The 21030-nt window shown below is 46.1% G+C and carries 18 protein-coding genes, 1 pseudogene and 1 riboswitch; of the genes and pseudogenes, 18 read left to right on the top strand and 1 reads right to left on the bottom strand.

The features are described from left to right. A pseudogene (locus tag AC5W14_RS03740) lies at positions 1-230 on the bottom strand (ectoine hydroxylase); the annotation flags it as partial. Positions 231-473: 243 nt separating this feature from the next. On the opposite strand from AC5W14_RS03740, the gene AC5W14_RS03735 reads away from it, so the two are divergent. From AC5W14_RS03735 to AC5W14_RS03650, 18 genes are all read left to right on the top strand, one after another. Continuing rightward, positions 474-2861: a 3-hydroxyacyl-CoA dehydrogenase/enoyl-CoA hydratase family protein gene (locus AC5W14_RS03735; protein ID WP_496193679.1), complete on the top strand. Its 2388-nt coding sequence runs from the start codon at positions 474-476 to the stop codon at positions 2859-2861. Positions 2862-2880: 19 nt separating this feature from the next. Continuing rightward, on the top strand, positions 2881-4065 hold the full coding sequence (locus AC5W14_RS03730; RefSeq protein WP_496193678.1) for an acetyl-CoA C-acetyltransferase: 1185 nt from the start codon (positions 2881-2883) through the stop codon (positions 4063-4065). 19 nt (positions 4066-4084) lie between these two features. Continuing rightward, positions 4085-5869, top strand: a complete 1785-nt coding sequence (locus AC5W14_RS03725) for an acyl-CoA dehydrogenase FadE (protein WP_496193677.1) — start codon at positions 4085-4087, stop codon at positions 5867-5869. A 175-nt stretch (positions 5870-6044) separates the two neighbouring features. After that, positions 6045-7031, top strand: a complete 987-nt coding sequence (locus AC5W14_RS03720) for a hypothetical protein (protein ID WP_496193676.1) — start codon at positions 6045-6047, stop codon at positions 7029-7031. Positions 7032-7103: 72 nt separating this feature from the next. Continuing rightward, positions 7104-7463 (top strand): arsenate reductase family protein, encoded by a 360-nt coding sequence (locus tag AC5W14_RS03715; protein WP_496058960.1) that lies wholly within the window; start codon positions 7104-7106, stop codon positions 7461-7463. 27 nt (positions 7464-7490) lie between these two features. Beyond that, positions 7491-7874: a glycine cleavage system protein GcvH gene (gene gcvH, locus AC5W14_RS03710; RefSeq protein WP_496058961.1), complete on the top strand. Its 384-nt coding sequence runs from the start codon at positions 7491-7493 to the stop codon at positions 7872-7874. 151 nt (positions 7875-8025) lie between these two features. Then, positions 8026-9282: an MFS transporter gene (locus AC5W14_RS03705; protein WP_496058962.1), complete on the top strand. Its 1257-nt coding sequence runs from the start codon at positions 8026-8028 to the stop codon at positions 9280-9282. Between the two features lie 77 nt (positions 9283-9359). Then, a riboswitch (SAM riboswitch) is annotated at positions 9360-9468 on the top strand. Positions 9469-9634: 166 nt separating this feature from the next. Then, on the top strand, positions 9635-10663 hold the full coding sequence (locus AC5W14_RS03700) for a methionine ABC transporter ATP-binding protein (protein WP_496058963.1): 1029 nt from the start codon (positions 9635-9637) through the stop codon (positions 10661-10663). Continuing rightward, the gene (locus AC5W14_RS03695; protein WP_496193675.1) at positions 10656-11321 is read left to right on the top strand and encodes a methionine ABC transporter permease; all 666 of its coding nucleotides are present in this window, start codon (positions 10656-10658) and stop codon (positions 11319-11321) included. The genes AC5W14_RS03700 and AC5W14_RS03695 overlap by 8 nt, the downstream gene beginning before the upstream one ends. 16 nt (positions 11322-11337) lie before the next feature. Continuing rightward, complete coding sequence (locus tag AC5W14_RS03690; protein WP_496058965.1) at positions 11338-12174, top strand: MetQ/NlpA family ABC transporter substrate-binding protein; 837 nt, start codon at positions 11338-11340, stop codon at positions 12172-12174. A gap of 243 nt (positions 12175-12417) precedes the next feature. Beyond that, the gene (gene sufC / locus AC5W14_RS03685; RefSeq protein WP_496058966.1) at positions 12418-13209 is read left to right on the top strand and encodes a Fe-S cluster assembly ATPase SufC; all 792 of its coding nucleotides are present in this window, start codon (positions 12418-12420) and stop codon (positions 13207-13209) included. Between the two features lie 20 nt (positions 13210-13229). Next, on the top strand, positions 13230-14540 hold the full coding sequence (gene sufD / locus AC5W14_RS03680; RefSeq protein ID WP_496058967.1) for a Fe-S cluster assembly protein SufD: 1311 nt from the start codon (positions 13230-13232) through the stop codon (positions 14538-14540). Beyond that, positions 14541-15764, top strand: coding sequence for a cysteine desulfurase (locus AC5W14_RS03675; protein ID WP_496058968.1), 1224 nt, complete (start codon positions 14541-14543; stop codon positions 15762-15764). Continuing rightward, a complete protein-coding gene (sufU, locus tag AC5W14_RS03670) occupies positions 15751-16200 on the top strand; it encodes a Fe-S cluster assembly sulfur transfer protein SufU (RefSeq protein ID WP_496058969.1) in 450 nt (149 codons plus the stop codon). Before AC5W14_RS03675 ends, sufU begins: the two co-directional genes overlap by 14 nt. 65 nt (positions 16201-16265) lie before the next feature. Continuing rightward, positions 16266-17663 (top strand): Fe-S cluster assembly protein SufB, encoded by a 1398-nt coding sequence (sufB, locus tag AC5W14_RS03665; protein ID WP_496058970.1) that lies wholly within the window; start codon positions 16266-16268, stop codon positions 17661-17663. Between the two features lie 160 nt (positions 17664-17823). After that, a complete protein-coding gene (locus AC5W14_RS03660) occupies positions 17824-18690 on the top strand; it encodes a DUF72 domain-containing protein (RefSeq protein WP_496058971.1) in 867 nt (288 codons plus the stop codon). Between the two features lie 74 nt (positions 18691-18764). Then, positions 18765-19589 carry a sulfite exporter TauE/SafE family protein gene (locus tag AC5W14_RS03655; RefSeq protein ID WP_496058972.1) on the top strand — a complete coding sequence of 275 codons (825 nt, stop codon included), beginning with the start codon at positions 18765-18767 and terminating at the stop codon, positions 19587-19589. Positions 19590-19624: 35 nt separating this feature from the next. Further along, complete coding sequence (locus AC5W14_RS03650; RefSeq protein ID WP_496193674.1) at positions 19625-21022, top strand: bifunctional metallophosphatase/5'-nucleotidase; 1398 nt, start codon at positions 19625-19627, stop codon at positions 21020-21022. Positions 21023-21030 lie beyond the last annotated feature (8 nt).

Raw genomic sequence — 21030 nt, 5'->3', positions numbered from 1 at the left:
CGCTCCTGGTTGCGTTCCATCGTCTGCTTGAGTTCACGGATCATCGTTTTGATTTCATCGGGCTCAAACAGGTTTTCAAACAGCAGGTAGCCGTTTTCATCGTAAAACGCTTCGTCGGCTTTCGTAAGCGGGCCGTCGGAAAAGTCGGGGTTTCTATACGCCACAGGGTCCTTGCGCTCCGTAATGGACGCCTCGGCCTGGTGGCGGGATGGGTATCTATCTGTTGTCATGGTTTGATGCACTCCTTCAGTATTAAATTTAGACCTCCGGTGTTATAAGCTTTTTCCTATTATTCGGAAAATAAAACATGGAATTACAAAAAGATACAGTTTTCGTGCCTTTTTTATATAGAAGGAAGGTATTTTTTATTTCCATAAAAAATACAATCGGAAGGGCTTGCTAAAGTAAACCCTTTCATTTATAGTTAAAGCATGCATTATGAATGAGTATTCATTCAAACAAGGAGGCCGATCATGAAAACATCCATTCAAAAAGCAGCCGTACTTGGTTCCGGCGTGATGGGATCAGGCATTGCCGCACATTTGGCTAACATAGGAATACCGGTAATCCTAATGGACATCGTTCCAAAAGAGCTGTCTGAAAAAGAACAAAAAGCAGGGTTAACAATGGAAGCTAAAGCCGTTAGGAACCGGCTCAGTGAAGTATCAAAAATGAAGCTGTTAAAGCAGAAGCCTGCGCCTTTAACATCCAGATCCAATTTAAGTTTAATTGAAACCGGTAATATGGAAGATGACATGGAACGCATCGGTGAAGTGGACTGGGTCATTGAAGTAGTAACAGAAAATCTGCCGATTAAACAGAAAGTGTTTGAACAGGTGGATAAATACCGTTCGGATACGACAATAGTAAGCTCCAACACGTCCGGTATTTCCATCGAAGCCATGGCAGAAGGACGCTCCGAGTCTTTTCAAAAGCACTTTCTCGGCACTCATTTCTTCAATCCACCCCGTTATCTAAAGCTGCTGGAAATTATTCCAACCCAGCATACGAGCCGGGAGATTGTGGAAGGGATGAAGCAGTTTGCTGAAGATACGCTCGGAAAAGGCGTTGTAGAAGCAAAAGACACGCCGAATTTTATTGCAAATCGAATTGGAACATACGGGCTTCTCGTCACTGTGCAGGAAATGAAAAAGCAGAATTTATCAGTCGGGCAGGTGGATGCTGTTACAGGACCGCTAATAGGCCGGCCGACAAGTGCGACGTTTCGTACGCTTGATGTTGTAGGGCTGGACACGTTTTTGCATGTAGCCAAAAATGTTCATGACCAAGTGGATGGAGAAGAGAAAGAAGTATTTGATCCTCCTGCTTTTATGAAGGAAATGGGAGAAAAGGGCTGGATTGGCAGCAAAGCCGGCCAGGGATTCTTTAAAAAAGAAAAAACGGCAGAAGGCAGCAGCATTCTCGAGCTGAATACAGACACAATGGAGTACCAGGAACGCCAAAAGTGGAAGTCACCTGTTATGGAGCAGGCAAAACAGCAGAAAGATCCTGCAGCGAAAATGCAGACACTGGTGTTCAGCGAAGATGAAGTCAGCCATTTTTTATGGAGCATCTTAAAGCCGGTTCTTCTATATTCAGCTGAGAAGAAAGAAGAAATTGCAGATGACATTGTCGCAGTAGATGAAGCCATGAAGTGGGGATTCGGCTGGAAGCAGGGACCTTTTGAAATATGGGATGCGCTTGGCTTTAAAAAGACAGCCGGCCGCATGACCGCAGAGGGAATAACACTTCCCGGGTGGATTCAGCACATGCTTGACAGCGGTATTGACTCTTTTTACCAAAATGACGGCACTTACCTTGAGAACGGCTCCTATCAGCAAAAGCAGGTAAATAAAAAAGAGATTTCGCTCGCTTCGATTAAAAAGTCAAACGGCGTCATTAAGCAAAATGCCGGTGCTTCCCTTATTGATATCGGAGATGATACAGCGCTGCTGGAATTCCAATCGCCGAACAACTCCATCGGGCTGGACGTTATTCAAATGATCAATCAGTCGATAGAGGAAGTAAATAAAAATTACAAAGGCCTTGTTATAGGAAACCAGGGTAAGAATTTCTGTGTAGGTGCGAATTTAATGATGATTCTCATGGAAGCCCAGGATGATAATTTCTTTGAAATAGATATGGTCATCAAACAGTTCCAGCAGGCGGCTATGGCCATTAAATATGCAGAACGTCCGGTCGTTACGGCTCCTCATGCGATGACGCTCGGTGGCGGAGCGGAAATATGCCTGCCGTCTGCGAGTATTCAGGCTGCCTCGGAAACTTACATGGGGCTTGTGGAAGTCGGTGTCGGTCTTATACCGGGCGGCGGCGGAAACAAAGAGCTTTACATGCGTAACATTGAAGGCCTGGATCCAAAAGATACAGCCGGTCTTCTGAAAGCTTCTTTTAAAACCTTTGAAACGATTGCAACGGCTAAAACCTCAACGTCCGGCCATGAAGCAATAGACAATGGATTCTTAAAGGACAGAGACGCGGTTATTACGAATGCAGACCACGTGCTTTATCATGCGAAACAGCAGGTAAATCATCTCTTTGATACAGGCTACCGCGCTCCGCAGCGTGAGAAAGTTGCCGTGTCCGGAGAAGCAGGCTACGCCGCAATGAAGCTTGGTGCAAAAACAATGGAGCTTGGAGGCATGGCCTCACCACATGACTTGAAAATTGCTGAAAAGCTGGCACATGTTATTGCCGGTGGAAAAGTTCCAAAAGGAACGATGGTGGACGAACAATACCTCCTTGACCTGGAAAGAGAAGCATTCCTGAGTCTTGTAGGAGAACCGAAGTCACAGCAGCGCATGCAGCACATGCTGTCTAAAGGAAAACCGTTGAGAAATTAAATGAATGGAGGGATCAGCCTTGAATGAAGCAGTAATTGTTACAGGAGCAAGAACTCCTGTTGGAAAAGCAAATAAAGGTACACTCGCTGCCACCCGCCCGGATGATCTGGGAGCCTTAACGATAAAAGAAACACTGAAAAGAGCAGGCGGACTTGACCCGTCAACGATTGATGATGTCATTATCGGATGCGCGATGCCGGAAGCAGAGCAGGGAATGAACGTTGCAAGAAGCATCTCTGCATTAGCCGGTCTGCCTTATACGGTGCCGTCTATCACAATTAACAGATATTGTTCATCCGGCCTGCAGAGCATTGCATACGGTGCAGAGCGGATTATGCTGGGGCACTCCCAGACTGTTATCGCCGGAGGTGCGGAATCAATGAGTATGATTCCAATGGGCGGACACGTGATCGCTCCCAATCCAACGCTTGTAGATGAAGCGCCGGAGTATTATATCGGCATGGGTTATACAGCCGAGGAAGTAGCGAACCGCTTTGGTGTGAGCCGGGCAGATCAGGATGCATTTGCAGCAGAAAGCCACCGTAGAGCGGCGGCCGCTGTAGAGCAGGGGAAATTCACCGATGAAATCGTGCCGGTTGAAGTGACAAAACGTTCAGTAGGCAAAGATAATAAATTAAAAGAATCCAAGGCAATGTTTTCAATGGATGAAGGCATCCGTAAAGACACAACAGCAGAAACGCTCGCAGGTCTCCGCCCGGCGTTTCATCCGAAAGGATCTGTCACTGCCGGAAACGCGTCGCAGATGAGTGACGGTGCAGCCTCTGTACTCCTGATGGACAGGCAGAAGGCCGAAGCAGAAGGGCATAAGCCAATTTTAAAATTTCATGGTTTTTCCGTCGCCGGTGTTCCACCTGAAGTAATGGGAATCGGGCCGGTCGAGGCCATCCCTAAAGCAGTCAAGCTGGCGGGACTCGAGATGTCGGATATCGGGCTGTTTGAGCTGAATGAAGCATTTGCTTCCCAGGCTCTGCAGGTTATCAGAGAGCTGAAGCTTGATCATACAAAAGTAAACGTCAACGGAGGCGCGATCGCCTTAGGGCATCCGCTTGGATGTACAGGAACGAAGCTCACTTTGTCTCTTATGCATGAAATGATCAGACGCAATGAACAGTTTGGTGTTGTAACGATGTGTATTGGCGGAGGAATGGGCGCTGCTGGTGTGTTTGAACTGCTTCCACAATAATAAAAAGGAGGAATAGATTATGAGCAGCACAATAGAGCTTCATACAAAAGGCGGAGGGTTTTTACTTGGTGAGGTAACAGCAGACCAGGTATTCACACCGGAGGATTTCACAGACGAGCATAAAATGATTGCCAAAACGACAGAAGACTTTGTGGTTGGAAAAGTAGTGCCCGAAACAGAAAAGCTGGAAAATCATCAGTTTGACGTCTCCCGCCGCCTGTTAACCCAGGCGGGGGAACTCGGCCTGCTTGGCGCGGATGTTCCGGAGAAATACGGCGGCATCGGCCTTGATAAAATCAGCTCCACTCTTATTACAGAAAAATTCTCGCGTGCCGGTTCCTTCTCGTTGAGCCAGGGAGCGCATGTTGGTATCGGCTCTCTTCCAATTGTGTTTTTCGGCAATGAAGAGCAGAAAGCCAAGTATCTTCCGGATCTGGCGACAGGCACGAAAATTGCAGCCTACGCGCTGACAGAGCCGAGCTCCGGTTCCGATGCCCTCGGTGCAAAGACAACCGCTGTTCTAAATGATGCCGGGACCCACTATAAGCTCACAGGTGAGAAGCAATGGATTACAAACTCCGCCTTTGCCGACGTCTTTATTGTGTATGCCAAAATCGACGGCGAGCATTTCTCCGCCTTTATTGTAGATCGGGAAATCGAAGGGGTATCTACAGGTCCGGAAGAGAAAAAAATGGGTATTAAAGGGTCTTCTACAAGAACCTTGATTCTGGATAATGCCCACGTACCGAAAGAAAATCTGCTCGGTGAAGCAGGACGCGGCCACATTATTGCGTTTAATATTTTGAATGTAGGCCGTTATAAGCTTGGCGTCGGCTGCGTCGGCGGTTCCAAACGGGGAATTGAGCTGTCTGCCAAGTACGCGAACGAGCGCAAGCAGTTTAAAGTGCCGATTGCTTCTTTCAGAGGCATTCAGGAAAAGCTTGCTACGATGGCATCAGAAACGTATGCATTGGAGAGCTCCATTTACCGCACCGGTGGTCTTTTCGAAGAGCAGCTCGGCAGGCTGAGCGAAGCGGAACAGGAAGATGGCGGAAAAGTAGCGGGGGCGATTGCTGAATATGCGATTGAGTGCTCCCTGAATAAATTCTACGGATCGGAAACACTCGATTATGTCGTAGATGAAGCGGTACAGATTCACGGCGGCTACGGCTTTATGGCGGAGTACGAAGTAGAGCGCGCCTACCGCGATTCCCGAATCAACCGTATTTTTGAAGGCACGAACGAAATCAACCGCCTGCTTGTACCAGGCACGATTATGCGGAAAGCGATGAAAGGCGAGCTTCCGTTTTTAGAAGAAGCCAAAAAGCTTCAGTCCGAAATCATGTCAATGATGCCGGAAGAGCCGGGATCCGAGCCGCTCGAACAGGAAAAAATGCTTCTTAGAAATCTCAAAAAAGTATTTCTTCTCGTATCGGGGAGTGCTGCTCAGAAATATGGCAAAGGGCTTGACCAGGAGCAGGAGCTTCTCTTTAACTCGGCTGATATCGTAAGCGATATTTATTCCATGGAATCCGCGATTCTCCGCACAGAGAAAGCGATGAACAAAAATGGAGCCGAAAAAGAAAACATGAAAATCATGCTCACTCAGGTGTTCTGCCAGGAGGCAGTAAACCGTATTGAAGCCCATGCTAAAGAATCCATTATTCATATGGAAGAAGGAGACTCGCTCCGCACGATGCTCTCCATTCTCCGTAAACTGACGCGACACACGCCGACAGACGTGATCCGCATTAAGCGCAGTATCGCAGAAAAGGTGCTTAAAGAAGAGCGCTATGTAATCTAAAAATGCATAAAAAGAAAACGGGCAGAGTTTCTGTCCGTTTTTTTTAATGCTTATACATAAAAATCTTTTTATGATTATGTACCTATTACTTTGTGTTTACATAAAAGTAAAAATTCGTTAAAATGTATATAATATACGATAACGAAAAGGGAGGAATGGTTGAATGAAGAGGGGGATGAACCAAAAGATGATAATGGCGGCTGGTTTACTTGTCATCTTAGCAGCTGGATGCTCGGAGGAAGAAGCAGGGCCGGAAGCGGAAGAAGTAGAAAGTGCAGAGATTTCAGAGGGAGAAGAGGCTGCACCGGAAACAGAGGAAGAAGTAGTAGAAGAGCCTGCCACTGAAGAAAAAGCAGAAAACAGCGAAGAGGAACAGGCAGATGAGACGGCAGCTTCCCTGGAGGAGGAGCAGGAACCATCAACTGAAGAAACGATAGAAGAAGAAAAAGAGGACATACAACATGAGGAATTGGCTGGATTGGAAGGGGAATGGCTGAATTTAGAAGATGAAACAGGACACTTTATTTTTTTTGAGGTTAAATTAGGCAATGATAATAATACATTTCAAGTTATATACGATGATGATTTTCATTCTAATAAAACAGAAGTCAATTATGAAATTATCGACATAAATGATGGAGTAATAAAAGCAGAAGGAGATGTAGATTATGGAACAGGATCTACACTTATCATAGAACTATTAGAAAGTGATAGGCTTTTGTGGAAACAGCCATCAAGTGAAATATTTTTTGGCAAATTAGAAAATGGGTCATTTAAAGAAAGTGAAAATCAACCGAACGACGAACGAAATGAAACGGAATCCGGCAGTGAATCAAATACAGGATCTGCGTCAGAAGAAGCAGACTCCGAATCGGAAACAGATGCTGTGCCGGATACAGAATCAATAACTTTGGAGGAACAGCTGGTAGAAGAACTGATTCAATATGGGATTGAAAACGGCGGTACCCGTGACAGCTTTACATTTTACGAACAGGCCTGGGAAACCGGAGCGGATGGCAACCGGTATTATGTTATGACGGTTGGAGACGGTTCGAGAGTGACTACTTTCCATGGTGGAGAGGACGGGCATCTTTATTTCTTGAACCTGGATGCTTTCCCGGATGCGGAGACCGTAGAATATACGAGAGTGGACTCTTATTAAGCCTGTTAATTATTGAGTCCAACCAGAAAGAAAGATAAGCTATACTAACAAGTAGAAGAAAGGAGGCATAACATGGCAGTGGACATTTACAGCTATCCAGCCTGCAGCACCTGCAAAAAAGCAGAAAAGTGGCTGGAATCGCAGGAGGTACCATTTACAAAGCATCATATTGTAGAATCTACTCCCTCAGCAGAAGAAATTAAAAAACTTCATCACCTCAGCGGGTATCCGATCCAGAAATTTTTCAACACGAGTGGAAAGAAATACCGCGAACTGGGCCTCAAAGATAAAGTGAAAGAAGCGGAGAACGAGGAACTATATGATATTCTCGCCTCAGATGGTATGCTAATAAAAAGGCCTATCGTAACAGATGGGAGCCAGGTTACATTAGGGTTTAAAGAAGCGCTGTTTGAGGAAACGTGGAAACAGTAAAGATAATGAAAACTGGAGGAATGAATAATGAGCGTACCAACGGAATTGAAGTATTCACAGGAGCATGAGTGGGTAAAGACCGAAGGAGAAAAAGCAAGAGTCGGCATTACAGACTTTGCCCAGTCTGAGCTTGGAGACATCGTATTTGTTGAACTGCCGGAAGTAGGAGACGAAGTTCAGGCAGATGAACCTTTTGGAAGTGTAGAATCAGTAAAGACAGTTTCTGAACTATACGCGCCTATCAGCGGTAAGGTTGTTGAAGTGAATGAAACCCTGGACGATTCGCCGGAATTTGTAAATGAATCTCCTTATGAAAAGGCCTGGATGATTGTTGTAGAACCATCCGACAGCAGCCAGATCGATAACTTAATGTCTGCAGAAGCTTACGAGAAAATGGTAAGCGCAGAGTAAATCACGGTTACATAAGAAGCCCGCCTCTAAAGCAGAGGCGGGCTTCTTTTATTTGAAATAAACTACCCTCTTTTCTTTTTCGGCAATGTTCTATATATTAAAAGGAGTGAATTTCATTCGGTTGTCGAAATAAAACGGAGGCACTCTGATCATGAAGGGTATTGCGAGGGAATGGACTCATCAATTTAAGCATTACAATAAAAATGTACGTTTGTTCTTAATCGCTTCCGTGCTTTCCAACATGGGCATGGGAGTCTTTATGATTATGTATAACTACTACATAAGAGAACTCGGGTACCTGGATGATGTAAACGGACGGGTGATCGCGGCCCAGGCAACGGCTACAGCGATTGCACTGCTTCCTGCCGGCCTGCTGAGCGACCGTATCGGGCGGAAAAAAGTTATTATGGCCGGGGCCCTTATGCTTGGGGTGAGTCTGTTTCTTCGTTCCGTCGTGGAAGCAGAAGGCCTGCTGCTGGCGGGAGCGTTTTTAACAGGAGCGTTTATGTCTTTTGTGCAGGTTTCTTCCATTCCGCTGCTGGCTGAAAATTCCACGGAAAAGCAGCGCGTCCATTTATTCAGCTTTAATTTTGCATTAATTATGGTGGCGAACGTCATAGGAAATGGCATGGGAGGACTGATGAGTGACGGCGCCCGGATGCTGCTCGACTTTTCCGCTCTGCAGAGCCTGCGTCTTACTCTGCTGACAGGAGCCTGTTTAAGTTTTGCTGCTATATTTCCGGTATTGAAAATTAAAGAAGAACGCAGGCTGACGGTAACGAAGACCGGTGCCGGCTCTTTTAAGGAAATTTTACATACAAATCGGGCCGGTATCAAAATGATTGCCCTGTTTGCCGTGGCGCAGATGATTATCGGATTCGGCTCCGGACTTGTTATTCCGTACCTGAATTTGTATTTTACCGACCGCTTTGACGTAAGTTATACCGCCGTCGGCCTGATCCTGGCTTTAGGGCAGGGTATGACGGCTGTAGCATTTATGATAGGCCCGACGCTTGTCCAGAAAGTCGGGGAAGTACGTGCGGTAGTTATTTTACAGCTGAGTTCGCTTCCGTTTCTGCTTGTTACCGCCTACACGCAGAATATCTGGTTTGCGGTTATCGGTTTTTTATTCCGTCAGGCTTTAATGAACGCAGGGAACCCGATCCAGATGTCGTTAATGATGAGAAGCGTAGGGGATAATATTAAAGGCCTTGCCAACTCTATCGGGCAGATGGTATTTCAGCTGGGCTGGGCTGTAATGGGACCGGTATCGACGTCGATTGTACTCCTATATGGCCCATATTATGGATGGGCATGGGTATTTACGTTAACGTGTGCTCTCTATTTAACAGGGTCCATTTATTTCTATCTCGTGTTTAGAAAAGTCCCGCAGAGCAGTGATATATAAGCCCCGGCAAATGATTTGACACCCGGGCAGTCCCATGCTAAGCTTCGATTTGTACTCAATAACCTACATATGAAACACTCTTATCATGAGAGGTGGAGGGACTGGCCCTTTGAAGCCCGGCAACCGTCATTACATGTAATGAAATGGTGCCAATTCCTGCGAAGCATCCGCTTTGGCAGATGAGAGAAAGGAATGAACCGAGCCCTTTCTGCTTATGATAAAAGCTGAAGGGTATTTTCTTATGGTTAAATAAGGGAGTACGTATTTTTTAGCTGAATAAAGATTCTGTTCTAAGACCAAGTTATCTGGTATGATAAGTAAGGTTAATAAAGAAAAGAAACAGGGTGGGCATATGATAACACTAGAGAAACTATCGAAAATATTTTCTACATCCAATGGAGATATAACGGCAGTAGACAATATAGACTTAACGATAGATGAAGGAGAAATATTCGGCATTATCGGCTACAGCGGCGCAGGAAAAAGCACGCTCATCCGTCTGTTGAATATGCTTGAGAAACCGACATCTGGAAAAATTATTATTGCAGATAAAAACATGGCCGATCTGCAGGGGGCTTCCCTTCGGCAGGCACGTCAGGAAATCAGCATGATTTTTCAGCATTTTAATCTGCTCTGGTCGAGAACGGTCCGGGAGAACATAGCGTTTCCACTGGAAATAGCGAAGCATTCAAAAAAAGACAAAGATGCGAGAGTAAACGAATTAATAGAACTTGTCGGTCTCAGCGGCAGGGAAGATGCGTATCCGGCCCAGCTGAGCGGAGGCCAGAAGCAGCGTGTCGGCATTGCGAGAGCCCTTGCGAACAACCCTAAAGTACTGCTCTGCGACGAGGCAACGTCTGCGCTTGACCCTAAAACGACAGATTCTATTCTCGAGCTGTTAACGGATATTAATAAAAAGCTTGGATTGACCATTGTGCTGATCACTCATGAAATGCACGTAATCCGGAAAATATGCAACCGCGTTGCTGTAATGGAGAATGGAAAAGTAGTAGAGGAAGGGCAGGTTCTGGATGTGTTCAGACAGCCCCGTGAAGAAATGACGAAAGAATTTGTCAAACAGATTACCGAGCCGGAAGAAACGATGGAAGCAATCCGGGAATTAATGAAGACCGGTGACGACAATCCTATTGTTAAAATTTCTTTTCTCGGCGAAGAAGCGGAGCAGCCTATCATGACAGATCTTATCCTGACATGCGGCGTTTCCGTCAATATTCTGCAGGGCAAAGTCTCCAAGACAAGGGATGGAAGCTACGGCACGTTATTCGTGCAGCTTAAAGGAAACCAGGAACAGCTCGACCATGCGCTGTCCTATTTGAAAGAGCAGCAGGTCCAGACAGAGGTGATGACAGCTCATGAATGAACTATTTGAAAATGTAAACTGGGACAACATGTGGGAAGCCACGGTTGAAACACTGTATATGAGTGCTTTGGCCGTCCTGGCCACTTTTATTTTAGGTGTTCTGCTTGGTCTTGTTCTTTATATGACGGACAAAGGGAACATGTGGGAAAATAACCCGGTTCATCTGGCAGCGGCGGCAATAGTAAACGTCTTCCGTTCCATTCCATTTATTATATTAATTATTCTGCTCGTTCCGTTTACGACTTTTATTGTCGGAACGATGCTTGGCCCGAGCGCGGCGCTTCCTGCTTTAGTAATAGGGGCAGCCCCTTTTTATGCAAGGCTTGTAGAAATTGGCCTTCGCGAAGTTGATAAAGGAGTCATTGAGGCTGCGCAGTCGATGGGAGCTAATCAGTGGCACATTATCTTTAAGGTCCTGATTCCTGAATCTCTACCTGCCTTGATATCCGGTATTACGGTTACAGCTATCACGCTTGTAAGCTATACGGCCATGGCTGGTGTTATCGGAGCCGGCGGCCTTGGTGACCTTGCTTTCCGGGAAGGGTTCCAGCGGAACAATTCAGATGTCACATTAGTAGCAACTGCCGCCATTCTCGTGATTGTTATGATCCTGCAGTGGATTGGCGACAGAATTATATACAGAATAGATAAAAGATAAAAGGGGAGAAAGTAAAATGAAAAAGGTTTGGATGCTTTCAGCATTATCATTAACAATTGTACTGGCAGCCTGCGGAGGCGGCGAAGAATCAGGTTCCGAAGAAGAACCAACGACGCTTACAGTAGGTGCTTCCAACGTACCTCACGCAGAAATTCTGGAATTTGCTTCCGATCAACTTGAAGAAGAAGGCGTGGACCTGCAGATTGAAACATTTAACGACTACATCGTGCCGAACCAGGCACTCGCAGAAGAGGAAATTGACGCTAACTATTTCCAGCACGTGCCTTACTTTGAATCGCAGATTGAAGAAAATGACTATGACTTCGCCGATGCCGGTGCAATTCATATAGAGCCAATGGGCGTATATTCCCAGGATTATGACAGCCTCGAGGAACTGCCTGAAGGTGCTGAAGTGATCATGAGCAGCTCTGTTGCTGACCACGGCCGTATCCTGAGCATGCTTGAAGACGAAGGCGTTATTACAATGGAAGAAGATGCCGGCATTGAAGCAACGTTGGATGACATTGCAGAAAATCCAAAAGACATTCAGTTCAGTGCCAATGTAGAAGCAGCGACGCTTCCCCAGGCTTACCAGAACGGCGAAGGCGATGCCGTATTTATTAACTCCAACTATGCACTCGACAGCGACCTGAGCCCTAGCGAAGACGCTATCGCTATTGAAAGCGCAGAGGACAATCCTTACGCAAATATTATAGCGGTACGCAGCGGCGACGAAGATCGTGAAGAAATCCAGACGCTGGTGGATGTACTTCATTCCGATGAAGTGAAGTCATTTATTGAAGATGAATACGAAGGCGCGGTTCTTCCTGCTGAAGGCGAGAACGCTGAATAAAATACTGTTCCTTAACAGTTTATGTTTTAACAAAGCAATCTAGTTTGTTATACTAAAAACAATAAGGGGGGCTATCCTGAAAGAGAAAGCTTTTAGGCGGTCCTCCTTTTTGTATTCCGTTCGGATAAAGTAAAGTGTGTTTCTTGAACTCTGTTTACATTTGTTATAAACTGATAATGATAATAAAGTGAGAATGAGAAACCACTTTCTGTGGTTAAAATAAAGTTAATGGAGGTTTTTTTAATGTCAGCATCTACTCTTAAAATCGAAGATCTAACGGTTGAAATAGAAGGCTCAGAAATCATTAAGCACTTCAACCTTGAAATAAAAGGCGGGGAAATCCACGCTATCATGGGACCAAACGGTACCGGTAAGTCTACATTGGCTTCTGCTATCATGGGTCACCCAAAGTATGAAATCACTCACGGAAGCGTCATTCTTGATGGCGAAGACGTATTGGAAATGGAAGTGGATGAGCGTGCTAAAGCCGGCTTGTTCCTTGCAATGCAGTACCCAAGCGAAATCAGCGGCGTAACAAACGCAGACTTTATGCGCTCTGCTATTAATTCAAAGCGCGAAGAGGGCGACGAGATTTCCCTAATGAAGTTTATCCGCAAGATGGACGAAAAAATGGATAAGCTTGAAATGAATCAGGCATTTTCCCAGCGTTACCTGAACGAAGGTTTCTCCGGCGGAGAGAAAAAGCGTAATGAAATTCTTCAGCTTCTTATGCTGGAGCCGAAAATTGCAATTCTTGATGAAATTGACTCCGGTCTTGATATTGACGCCCTTCGTGTTGTATCCAACGGAATCAATGAAATGAAAAACGAAAGCTTTGGCTGCCTTATTATCACTCACTACCAGCGTCTTCTCAATTACATTACACCGGACAGAGTACACGTAATGATGCAGGGACGTATCGTTAAATCAGGTGGAGCGGAGCTTGCAGAACGCCTTGAGGCAGACGGTTATGACTGGATCAAAGAAGAACTGGGCATCGAAGACGAAAGAGTTGGAAACCAACAGAAAGCGTAAAGAAGGGAGGTCACTATCTTATGTCAGTAGAAACAAAATGGACGTTCGATGAACAGTACGTCAAAGAATTTTCCGAACAAAGAGAAGAACCGGAGTGGCTCAAAGAAGAAAGGCTTACGGCTTTTCGCCTAATTGAGAAACTCGAACTTCCGAAGCCGGAAAAAACAAAGATTACCAAATGGAACTTCACGGAGTTTAAGCACGTAGGAACAGAAGCAGGCACCGTTTCAAGCCTTTCTGATCTTCATGCAGATGTTCAAAAGCTTATTAACGTGACAGAAGAAGACCAGAACCTTCTTGTTGTAAGAGACGGAAAGCCTCTTTACTATAGTCTTTCAACAGAAGCAAAAGAAAAAGGCGTTATCTTTACTGATATCGCAACGGCAGCGAAAGAACACAGCGACCTGCTGAAAAAATATTTCATGGGTGATGCAGTAAAAGTGGATGAGAATAAGCTTACAGCTCTTCATACAGCTTTTCTAAGCGGCGGTGCATTCATTTACGTACCGAAAAACGTCCAGCTTGAAAAGCCTCTGCAGGCCGTATATTTCCAGGAAGATCCGGAAGCCGGCTTGTTCAACCATGTTGTATTGGCGACAGAAGATAACAGTGATGTAACGTACCTGGAAAACTACGTATCATTCAACAGTGAACAGGAATCAGCGGCGAATATTATTGCTGAAGTCTATGCAGGCCCGGCTTCGAAAGTATCCTTCGGCGCTGTAGACCATCTTGAAAAAGGGGTTACTACGTATGTGAACCGCCGTGGTGTTGCTGAAAAGGATGCCCGTATCGACTGGGCTTTAGGCCAGATGAACGACGGCAATACGCTGTCAGATAACACGACCATTTTAAGAGGAGACGGTTCCTACTCCGACGTGAAATCCGTATCGATCGGACGCGGCACGCAGTCTCAGGACTTCTGGACGCAGATCATTCACTTCGGTAAGCACTCAGACGGACAGATTCTTACTCACGGCGTTATGAAAGATTCCGCCCGTGCTATTTTCAACGGTATTTCGAAAATTGAACACGGCGCGACGAAATCAAACGGTGTACAGACAGAACGTGTGTTAATGCTCAGCGAGAAAGCCCGTGGAGATGCGAACCCAATTCTTCTTATCGATGAAGATGACGTAACGGCAGGACACGCAGCTTCCGTAGGACGTATTGACCCGCTTCAGATGTTCTACTTGATGAGCCGTGGTTTAAGCCGTCTTGAAGCCGAGCGCCTTATCATTCATGGTTTCCTTCAGCCGGTAGTTGCAGAGCTCCCTATCCAGGCTGTGAAAGATAGATTGACTGAGGTTATCGAAAGGAAAGTGTATTAAATGAACATTCAGGAGATCCGTCGCCAGTTCCCTATATTAAATGAACAGGTCAACGGTCACCCTCTTGTTTATCTTGACAGCGCGGCGACATCACAGAAGCCGCTGGCTGTTATTGAGAAAATAGATGAATATTACAGGAAGTACAATTCCAATGTGCACCGCGGCGTTCATACACTTGGCAGTATGGCAACCGATGGATACGAAGGAGCACGGGAGAAAGTCCGGAACTTTCTTCATGCGTCTTCTGTAGAAGAGATTATCTTCACCCGTGGCACAACAACAGCGATTAATATCGTAGCCCAGTCTTACGGCGAAGCCAACCTGCAGGAAGATGATGAAATTGTGCTCACCTATATGGAACATCACAGCAACATCATTCCCTGGCAGCAGACAGCCAAAAGAACCGGGGCAAAGCTGAAATACCTTCCAATGAACGAGGACGGCACGCTTTCTATGGCAGATGTAAAAGAAGCGGTCGGCCCGAAAACTAAAATCGTTGCGGTTACTCATGTTTCCAATGTACTCGGTACCGTGAATCCGGTTAAAGAGATCGCAGAAATCGCCCATGCCAATGACGCTGTTATTGTCGTGGACGGGGCGCAGGGAGCTCCGCATATCAAAGTAGATGTGCAGGACCTTAACTGTGACTTTTATGCTTTTTCCGGCCACAAAATGGGCGGACCTACCGGAATCGGTGTGCTGTACGGCAAAAAAGCACTCCTGAATAAAATGGAGCCTGTAGAGTTCGGCGGGGAAATGATCGATTTCGTCGGCCTGCATGAGTCCACCTGGAAAGAGCTTCCCTGGAAATTTGAAGGGGGAACCCCGATCATTGCAGGAGCTATTGGTCTTGGAGCGGCAATTGATTTTATTAACAGCATTGGATTTGATACAATAGAGTCACACGAAAAAGAACTTGCAGGCTACGCAATGGAAGTCTTGAGTAATGTAGATGGATTAACAATATACGGTCCGAAAGAACGAGCAGGTGTGGTCACATTTAATATGGATGATGTTCACCCGCACGATGTAGCAACCGTCCTTGATTCAGAAGGAATTGCTATCCGTGCCGGACACCATTGTGCCCAGCCTCTGATGAAATGGCTTGACGTAAGCTCTACTGCCCGTGCCAGCTTTTATATTTACAACACGAAGGAAGAAGTGGATCGTCTGGCCGAAGGGCTAATAAAAACAAAGGAGTATTTTGGTGATGTCTTCGCATAATAATCTTGATACTCTCTACCGCCAGGTTATTATGGATCATTACAAGAATCCCAGAAACCGCGGAGAGCTGGAAAACGAAACGCTTCACGTCAATATGAACAACCCTACCTGCGGCGACCGTATTCAGCTTCAGCTGGAGGTAGAGGACGGCCTGATCAAAAACGCCAGCTTCATCGGAGAAGGCTGCTCCATCAGTTTGTCATCCGCTTCAATGATGACAGATATTGTTAAAGGCAAATCCATTGAGGATGCGCTGGAGCTTTCTGCTATTTTCTCGGATATGATGCTTGGAAAAGACTACGAAGAAGGCAAGTTTGACCTTGGCGATATTGAAGCTCTCCAGGGAGTCACAAAGTTTCCAGCACGTATTAAGTGTGCTACACTTGCGTGGAAGGCAATGGAAAAAGGTATCGATGAAAACGGGCAGAACGAATAGCCCTGCATATAAAGCACGAAAGCAAGGGGCGCATAAGCCCCTGCTAACCTAAGGGAGGTATTCAAATGGCAAAAAAAATGCCGGAACTAGGAGATTACCAATATGGATTCGCCGATCGTGACGTATCCATTTTCCGCTCTGAGCGTGGACTAACGGAAGCAGTGGTTCGTGAGATTTCTTCAATTAAGGACGAGCCGCAGTGGATGCTGGACTTCCGCTTGAAATCATTGGCTCAGTTTTACAAAATGCCAATGCCGCAGTGGGGCGGAGACCTTACAGGCCTCGTATTCGACGATATTACGTATTACGTGAAGCCTTCGGAGCGCTCTGAAACATCTTGGGACGAAGTACCCGAAGAGATCAAGAATACGTTTGATAAGCTTGGTATTCCTGAAGCAGAGCAGAAGTATCTTGCTGGTGTATCTGCGCAGTATGAATCAGAAGTGGTTTATCACAGCATGAAGCAGGAACTGACAGATCAGGGAATCGTCTTTAAAGACACCGATACGGCTCTTAAAGAAAACGAAGACCTTTTCCGTGAGCACTTCGGTAAAACGATTCCACCATCAGACAACAAGTTCGCAGCGCTTAACTCGGCCGTATGGTCCGGCGGATCGTTCATCTACGTGCCAAAAGGCGCAAAAGTAGATACCCCGCTTCAGGCATATTTCCGTATTAACTCTGAAAACATGGGACAGTTCGAAAGAACGCTCATTATTGCAGATGAAGACAGCTCCGTACACTATGTAGAAGGCTGTACAGCTCCTGTCTATACGACAAGTTCCCTTCACAGTGCCGTTGTTGAAATTATCGTTAAGAAGAACGCCTACTGCCGTTACACGACAATCCAGAACTGGTCTTCCAACATCTATAACCTCGTAACAAAAAGAGCGGTATGTGATGAAGGCGCCACAATGGAATGGGTGGATGGCAACATCGGCTCTAAGCTTACGATGAAATACCCTGCTGTTATTATGCGCGGCGAAGGCGCAAAGGGAACAATCCTTTCCATCGCCATCGCAGGCAAAGGACAGCACCAGGATGCAGGCGCAAAAGTAACGCACCTGGCACCAAACTGTTCCTCTACGATTGTATCGAAGTCGATTTCCAAGCACGGCGGTAAAGTAACCTACCGCGGTATTGCTCACTTCGGACGCAGATCAGCCGGCTCTTTCTCCAAGATTGAGTGCGATACGCTGATCATGGACAACCAGTCCACGTCAGATACAATTCCTTATAATGAAATTCTTAACAACAATATTACGCTTGAACACGAAGCGACGGTTTCAAAAGTATCAGAAGAGCAGCTCTTCTATCTAATGAGCCGCGGTGTCTCCGAGCAGGAAGCTACAGAAATGATCGTAATGGGCTTTATCGAGCCGTTCACGAAAGAGCTTCCAATGGAGTACGCTGTAGAAATGAACCGTTTGATCAGCTTCGAAATGGAAGGATCCATCGGTTAATCGTTTCTTATCACTTAGAACCGGCCTCTTACAAGAGGCCGGTTTTTTATATGCCGGGCGGTTGAAGTCAAATAGAAACGGCACGCTGTCGTGTTTTCTTTCCGTTGAAAAGGGCTATGAGAAAGGAAAGGAATACAGATAAAGTGAAGGAGGAGCAGCGATGATTATCACAGGACTCACAGGGTGGGGAGATCATGTGTCTTTGTATCCAAAGGGAATAAAACCCGGTGAAAAACTGGCGGAGTATGCCGGGCATTTCCCAACGGTGGAAGTAGATGCAGCCTTTTATGCGGTGCAGCCCAGGAAAAATTATGATAAGTGGATACGAGACACCCCGGACCGTTTTTCTTTTATTGTAAAAGCCTACCAGGGCATTACAGGGCACGAGCGGGGGGAGATACCCTTTGCTTCTAAAGAAGAAATGTTTAAAGCTTATGCAGATTCCGTCCGTCCGGTCATGGAGTCGGGTAAATTGGGGATGGTGCTGTGCCAGTTCCCGCCCTGGTTCGAGTGCAATAAAGAGAATGTCGAGTATCTTCGTTACGTACGGGAGCAGCTGGCTGCCTTTCCGTGCGCGCTGGAATTCAGGCATCAGTCCTGGTTCGAACCGGAGTTCAAGGAAAGAACGCTGGAATTTATGAAAGACGAGGAATGGATTCACAGCATCTGCGACGAACCGCAGATCGAAGGCGGTTCCGTTCCGATTGTGATGCATCCCACGCATAAAGAAAAAACACTTGTACGTCTGCACGGCAGAAATATAGAAGCATGGAAAAAGCCGGCAAAAGGTGAAAAGTGGCGGGAAATCCGTTACTTGTATGATTACAATGATACTGAACTGAATGAATGGAAAGAGCGCGTGAAAACGCTGGAGAAAACATCTGAAAATATTTATGTAGTCTTTAATAACAATTCCGGACGCCATGCAGCACCTAACGCCAAGCGTTTTTTGGAACTGGCGGATATTTCGTACGACGGGCTGGCGCCCCGCCAGATTTCCCTATTCGATCAAGGCGATTTCTCTTAAAAAATGGTATCATAATAAAAGAATGCAGGATAAGCAGCAAAAGCAGCAAAAGCAGCTGAAGAAAGAAGGATGCTATGGATTGGTTACTGCTGGTCGTATTGGGCCTCGTGGCTGGAACATTTGGAAGCCTTCTTGGACTGGGCGGCGGTATTATTGTCGTGCCGGCCCTGCTGGTGATGAGTGACATTATTCCCTCTTTTGCAGGTGTAACTCCCCAGACAGCCGTAGGCACCTCTTTATTAATTATGATTTTCACCGGGTTGTCATCTACCATTTCGTACACAAAGCAAAAGGTTATTGATATGAAATCCGGCTTTATTTTTTTTGCAGGAAGCGGGCCGGGCGCTTTATTTGGCGTCTGGCTGAATAAAGGCATGGAAACGAATGTATTTCTCATTATCTTTGGCTTGTTTATGCTGTTTATTGCATTTATTTTATTTATCCGCAATTATTTAAAACCGCTGCCGGTCAAGCGTACATCCATTAAGCGGGAGTACATAACAGAACTGGGAGAAAAGCAGGAATACGGATTTTCGCTCGGACTGGGTTTGAGCATCGCGTTTGCCGTAGGAACCCTATCGGGTCTGTTCGGTATTGGCGGCGGCTCCCTGATGGTGCCGGCGATGATTCTTTTGTTTGGATTCCCCCCGCACGTGGCGGTGGCGACTTCTATGTTTATGATTTTATTTTCCTCTATGGTAAGCTCGATTTCACATATATCACTGGGGAATGTAGAATGGCTTTATTCCCTTGCTCTCATTCCGGGAGCATGGTTTGGAGCCACTATTGGAGCTGCCATTAATAAACGATTGAAAAGCAATACCCTGATTATTCTGCTGAGGTTCTTTTTAATTATTATTGCCTTTCGGCTGATCTGGCAGGGTATTCAGGGGATGTAGAGAGAATAGTTGATAGGAGAAGGCGGTGTAGCAGGGTGTCAGCAATTGTCCCCATCACGATATATCATACCAATGATCTGCACAGTGATTTAACCCAGTGGACCTCCGCCGTTTCTTACTTAAAAGCGCAGCGGCGGTTTCATGATAAAAAAAAGGAAACAGCTTTGTTTTTTGATATAGGCGACCATGCCGACCGCTCCCATATGGTAACAGAAGCCACCAGAGGAAAAGGGAACGTGGAGCTTCTAAATGAAGCGGAAGTTTCGCATGTAACGATAGGAAACAATGAGGGGATTACCTTTTCAAGGCAGGAATTGGAATGCCTCTATGCAGAAGCTGATTTTAAGGTTCTGCTGGCAAATTTGTTTGATGAACAGGGGAAACGGCCGAACTGGGCGGTTCCTTATGACATCATTGAAACAAAGGAAGGCGTGAAGCTGGGACTGATCGGCATTACGATTCCTTTTTACCCGTTTTACAATGAGCTGGGCTGGGATATCCAGGACCCATTAGTGCTGCTTCCCGGTATTCTGGAAGAAGTGAAAAAACAGTCGGATATTATTGTTCTCCTTTCTCATATGGGGCTGGATTATGATGAAGAAATAGCAGAATCGTTTCCGGATATCGACGTTATTCTCGGGGCCCACACTCACCATCTCTTAAAAGAATCAGAAATCATTAACCAGTCGCTTGTAGCGCAGTGCGGAAAAAATGCCTATTATGTAGGACAGGTGGACCTGGAGTTCGATACGAAAAAAAGAGAAGTAGTTTCAAAAAAAGGGTACGCGGTCGATGTAAGCCATGAACCGCCCTCCCCGGAAACGGCTGCGCTGCTGAACCGGCTGGAAACTGAGGCAAAAGCAGAGATGCATGAGGAAATAGCCCGGATTCCGTCGGCCCTTCCCGTTTCCTGGACCGAGCCGTCTCCTTTTGCCGATTTACTGGCGGAGGGCCTTCGGGACTGGTGCCAGACGGATCTGGCTCTAATAAATTCGGGGCTTCTGCTGGAGTCGCTGGATCCCGGCTCTGTTACGAAGGAAGACATTCACCGGCTCTGTCCGCATCCGATTAATCCAGCGGTTATTGAAATATCAGGTGCCGTACTCAAAGAGTCGATCCATGCGGCCTATACCCAAAAGATGATCCATCTCCCTTTAAAAGGACTCGGTTTCCGGGGGATTAAGCTCGGCGTGCTCGCCTTCAGCGGCATTACCGTAGAAATGGGCGCAGCGGGTGGAGAGTCTTACGTGAAAAAGATAAAGATTCAGGGCACAGACATTGAAAACAAAAAAATGTACCGCCTGGCAGCTCCTGATATGTTCACATTTGGACCGCTGTATCCCGGGATGTCCCAGGCCAGGCATAAGAAATACTTTATGCCGGAAATGATGAGAGACGTGCTTCAATTCATACTGGAAAAGAAATACTCATAAAAGGCAGG

It is taken from the genome of Sinobaca sp. TMA16-18, assembly GCF_059510535.1.
Note: the sequence above shows the minus strand (reverse complement) of the source record. Positions and strands in the feature narration are given on the sequence as shown.

Coding starts and splice junctions, on each gene's coding strand:
- sufB (WP_496058970.1), top strand. CDS start 16,266: ATGGCAAAAAAAATGCCGGAACTAGGAGATTACCAATATGGATTCGCC.
- sufC (WP_496058966.1), top strand. CDS start 12,418: ATGTCAGCATCTACTCTTAAAATCGAAGATCTAACGGTTGAAATAGAA.
- sufU (WP_496058969.1), top strand. CDS start 15,751: ATGTCTTCGCATAATAATCTTGATACTCTCTACCGCCAGGTTATTATG.
- gcvH (WP_496058961.1), top strand. CDS start 7,491: ATGAGCGTACCAACGGAATTGAAGTATTCACAGGAGCATGAGTGGGTA.
- AC5W14_RS03655 (WP_496058972.1), top strand. CDS start 18,765: ATGGATTGGTTACTGCTGGTCGTATTGGGCCTCGTGGCTGGAACATTT.
- AC5W14_RS03675 (WP_496058968.1), top strand. CDS start 14,541: ATGAACATTCAGGAGATCCGTCGCCAGTTCCCTATATTAAATGAACAG.
- AC5W14_RS03725 (WP_496193677.1), top strand. CDS start 4,085: ATGAGCAGCACAATAGAGCTTCATACAAAAGGCGGAGGGTTTTTACTT.
- AC5W14_RS03720 (WP_496193676.1), top strand. CDS start 6,045: ATGAACCAAAAGATGATAATGGCGGCTGGTTTACTTGTCATCTTAGCA.
- AC5W14_RS03700 (WP_496058963.1), top strand. CDS start 9,635: ATGATAACACTAGAGAAACTATCGAAAATATTTTCTACATCCAATGGA.
- AC5W14_RS03715 (WP_496058960.1), top strand. CDS start 7,104: ATGGCAGTGGACATTTACAGCTATCCAGCCTGCAGCACCTGCAAAAAA.
- AC5W14_RS03705 (WP_496058962.1), top strand. CDS start 8,026: ATGAAGGGTATTGCGAGGGAATGGACTCATCAATTTAAGCATTACAAT.
- AC5W14_RS03690 (WP_496058965.1), top strand. CDS start 11,338: ATGAAAAAGGTTTGGATGCTTTCAGCATTATCATTAACAATTGTACTG.
- sufD (WP_496058967.1), top strand. CDS start 13,230: ATGTCAGTAGAAACAAAATGGACGTTCGATGAACAGTACGTCAAAGAA.
- AC5W14_RS03735 (WP_496193679.1), top strand. CDS start 474: ATGAAAACATCCATTCAAAAAGCAGCCGTACTTGGTTCCGGCGTGATG.
- AC5W14_RS03660 (WP_496058971.1), top strand. CDS start 17,824: ATGATTATCACAGGACTCACAGGGTGGGGAGATCATGTGTCTTTGTAT.
- AC5W14_RS03695 (WP_496193675.1), top strand. CDS start 10,656: ATGAATGAACTATTTGAAAATGTAAACTGGGACAACATGTGGGAAGCC.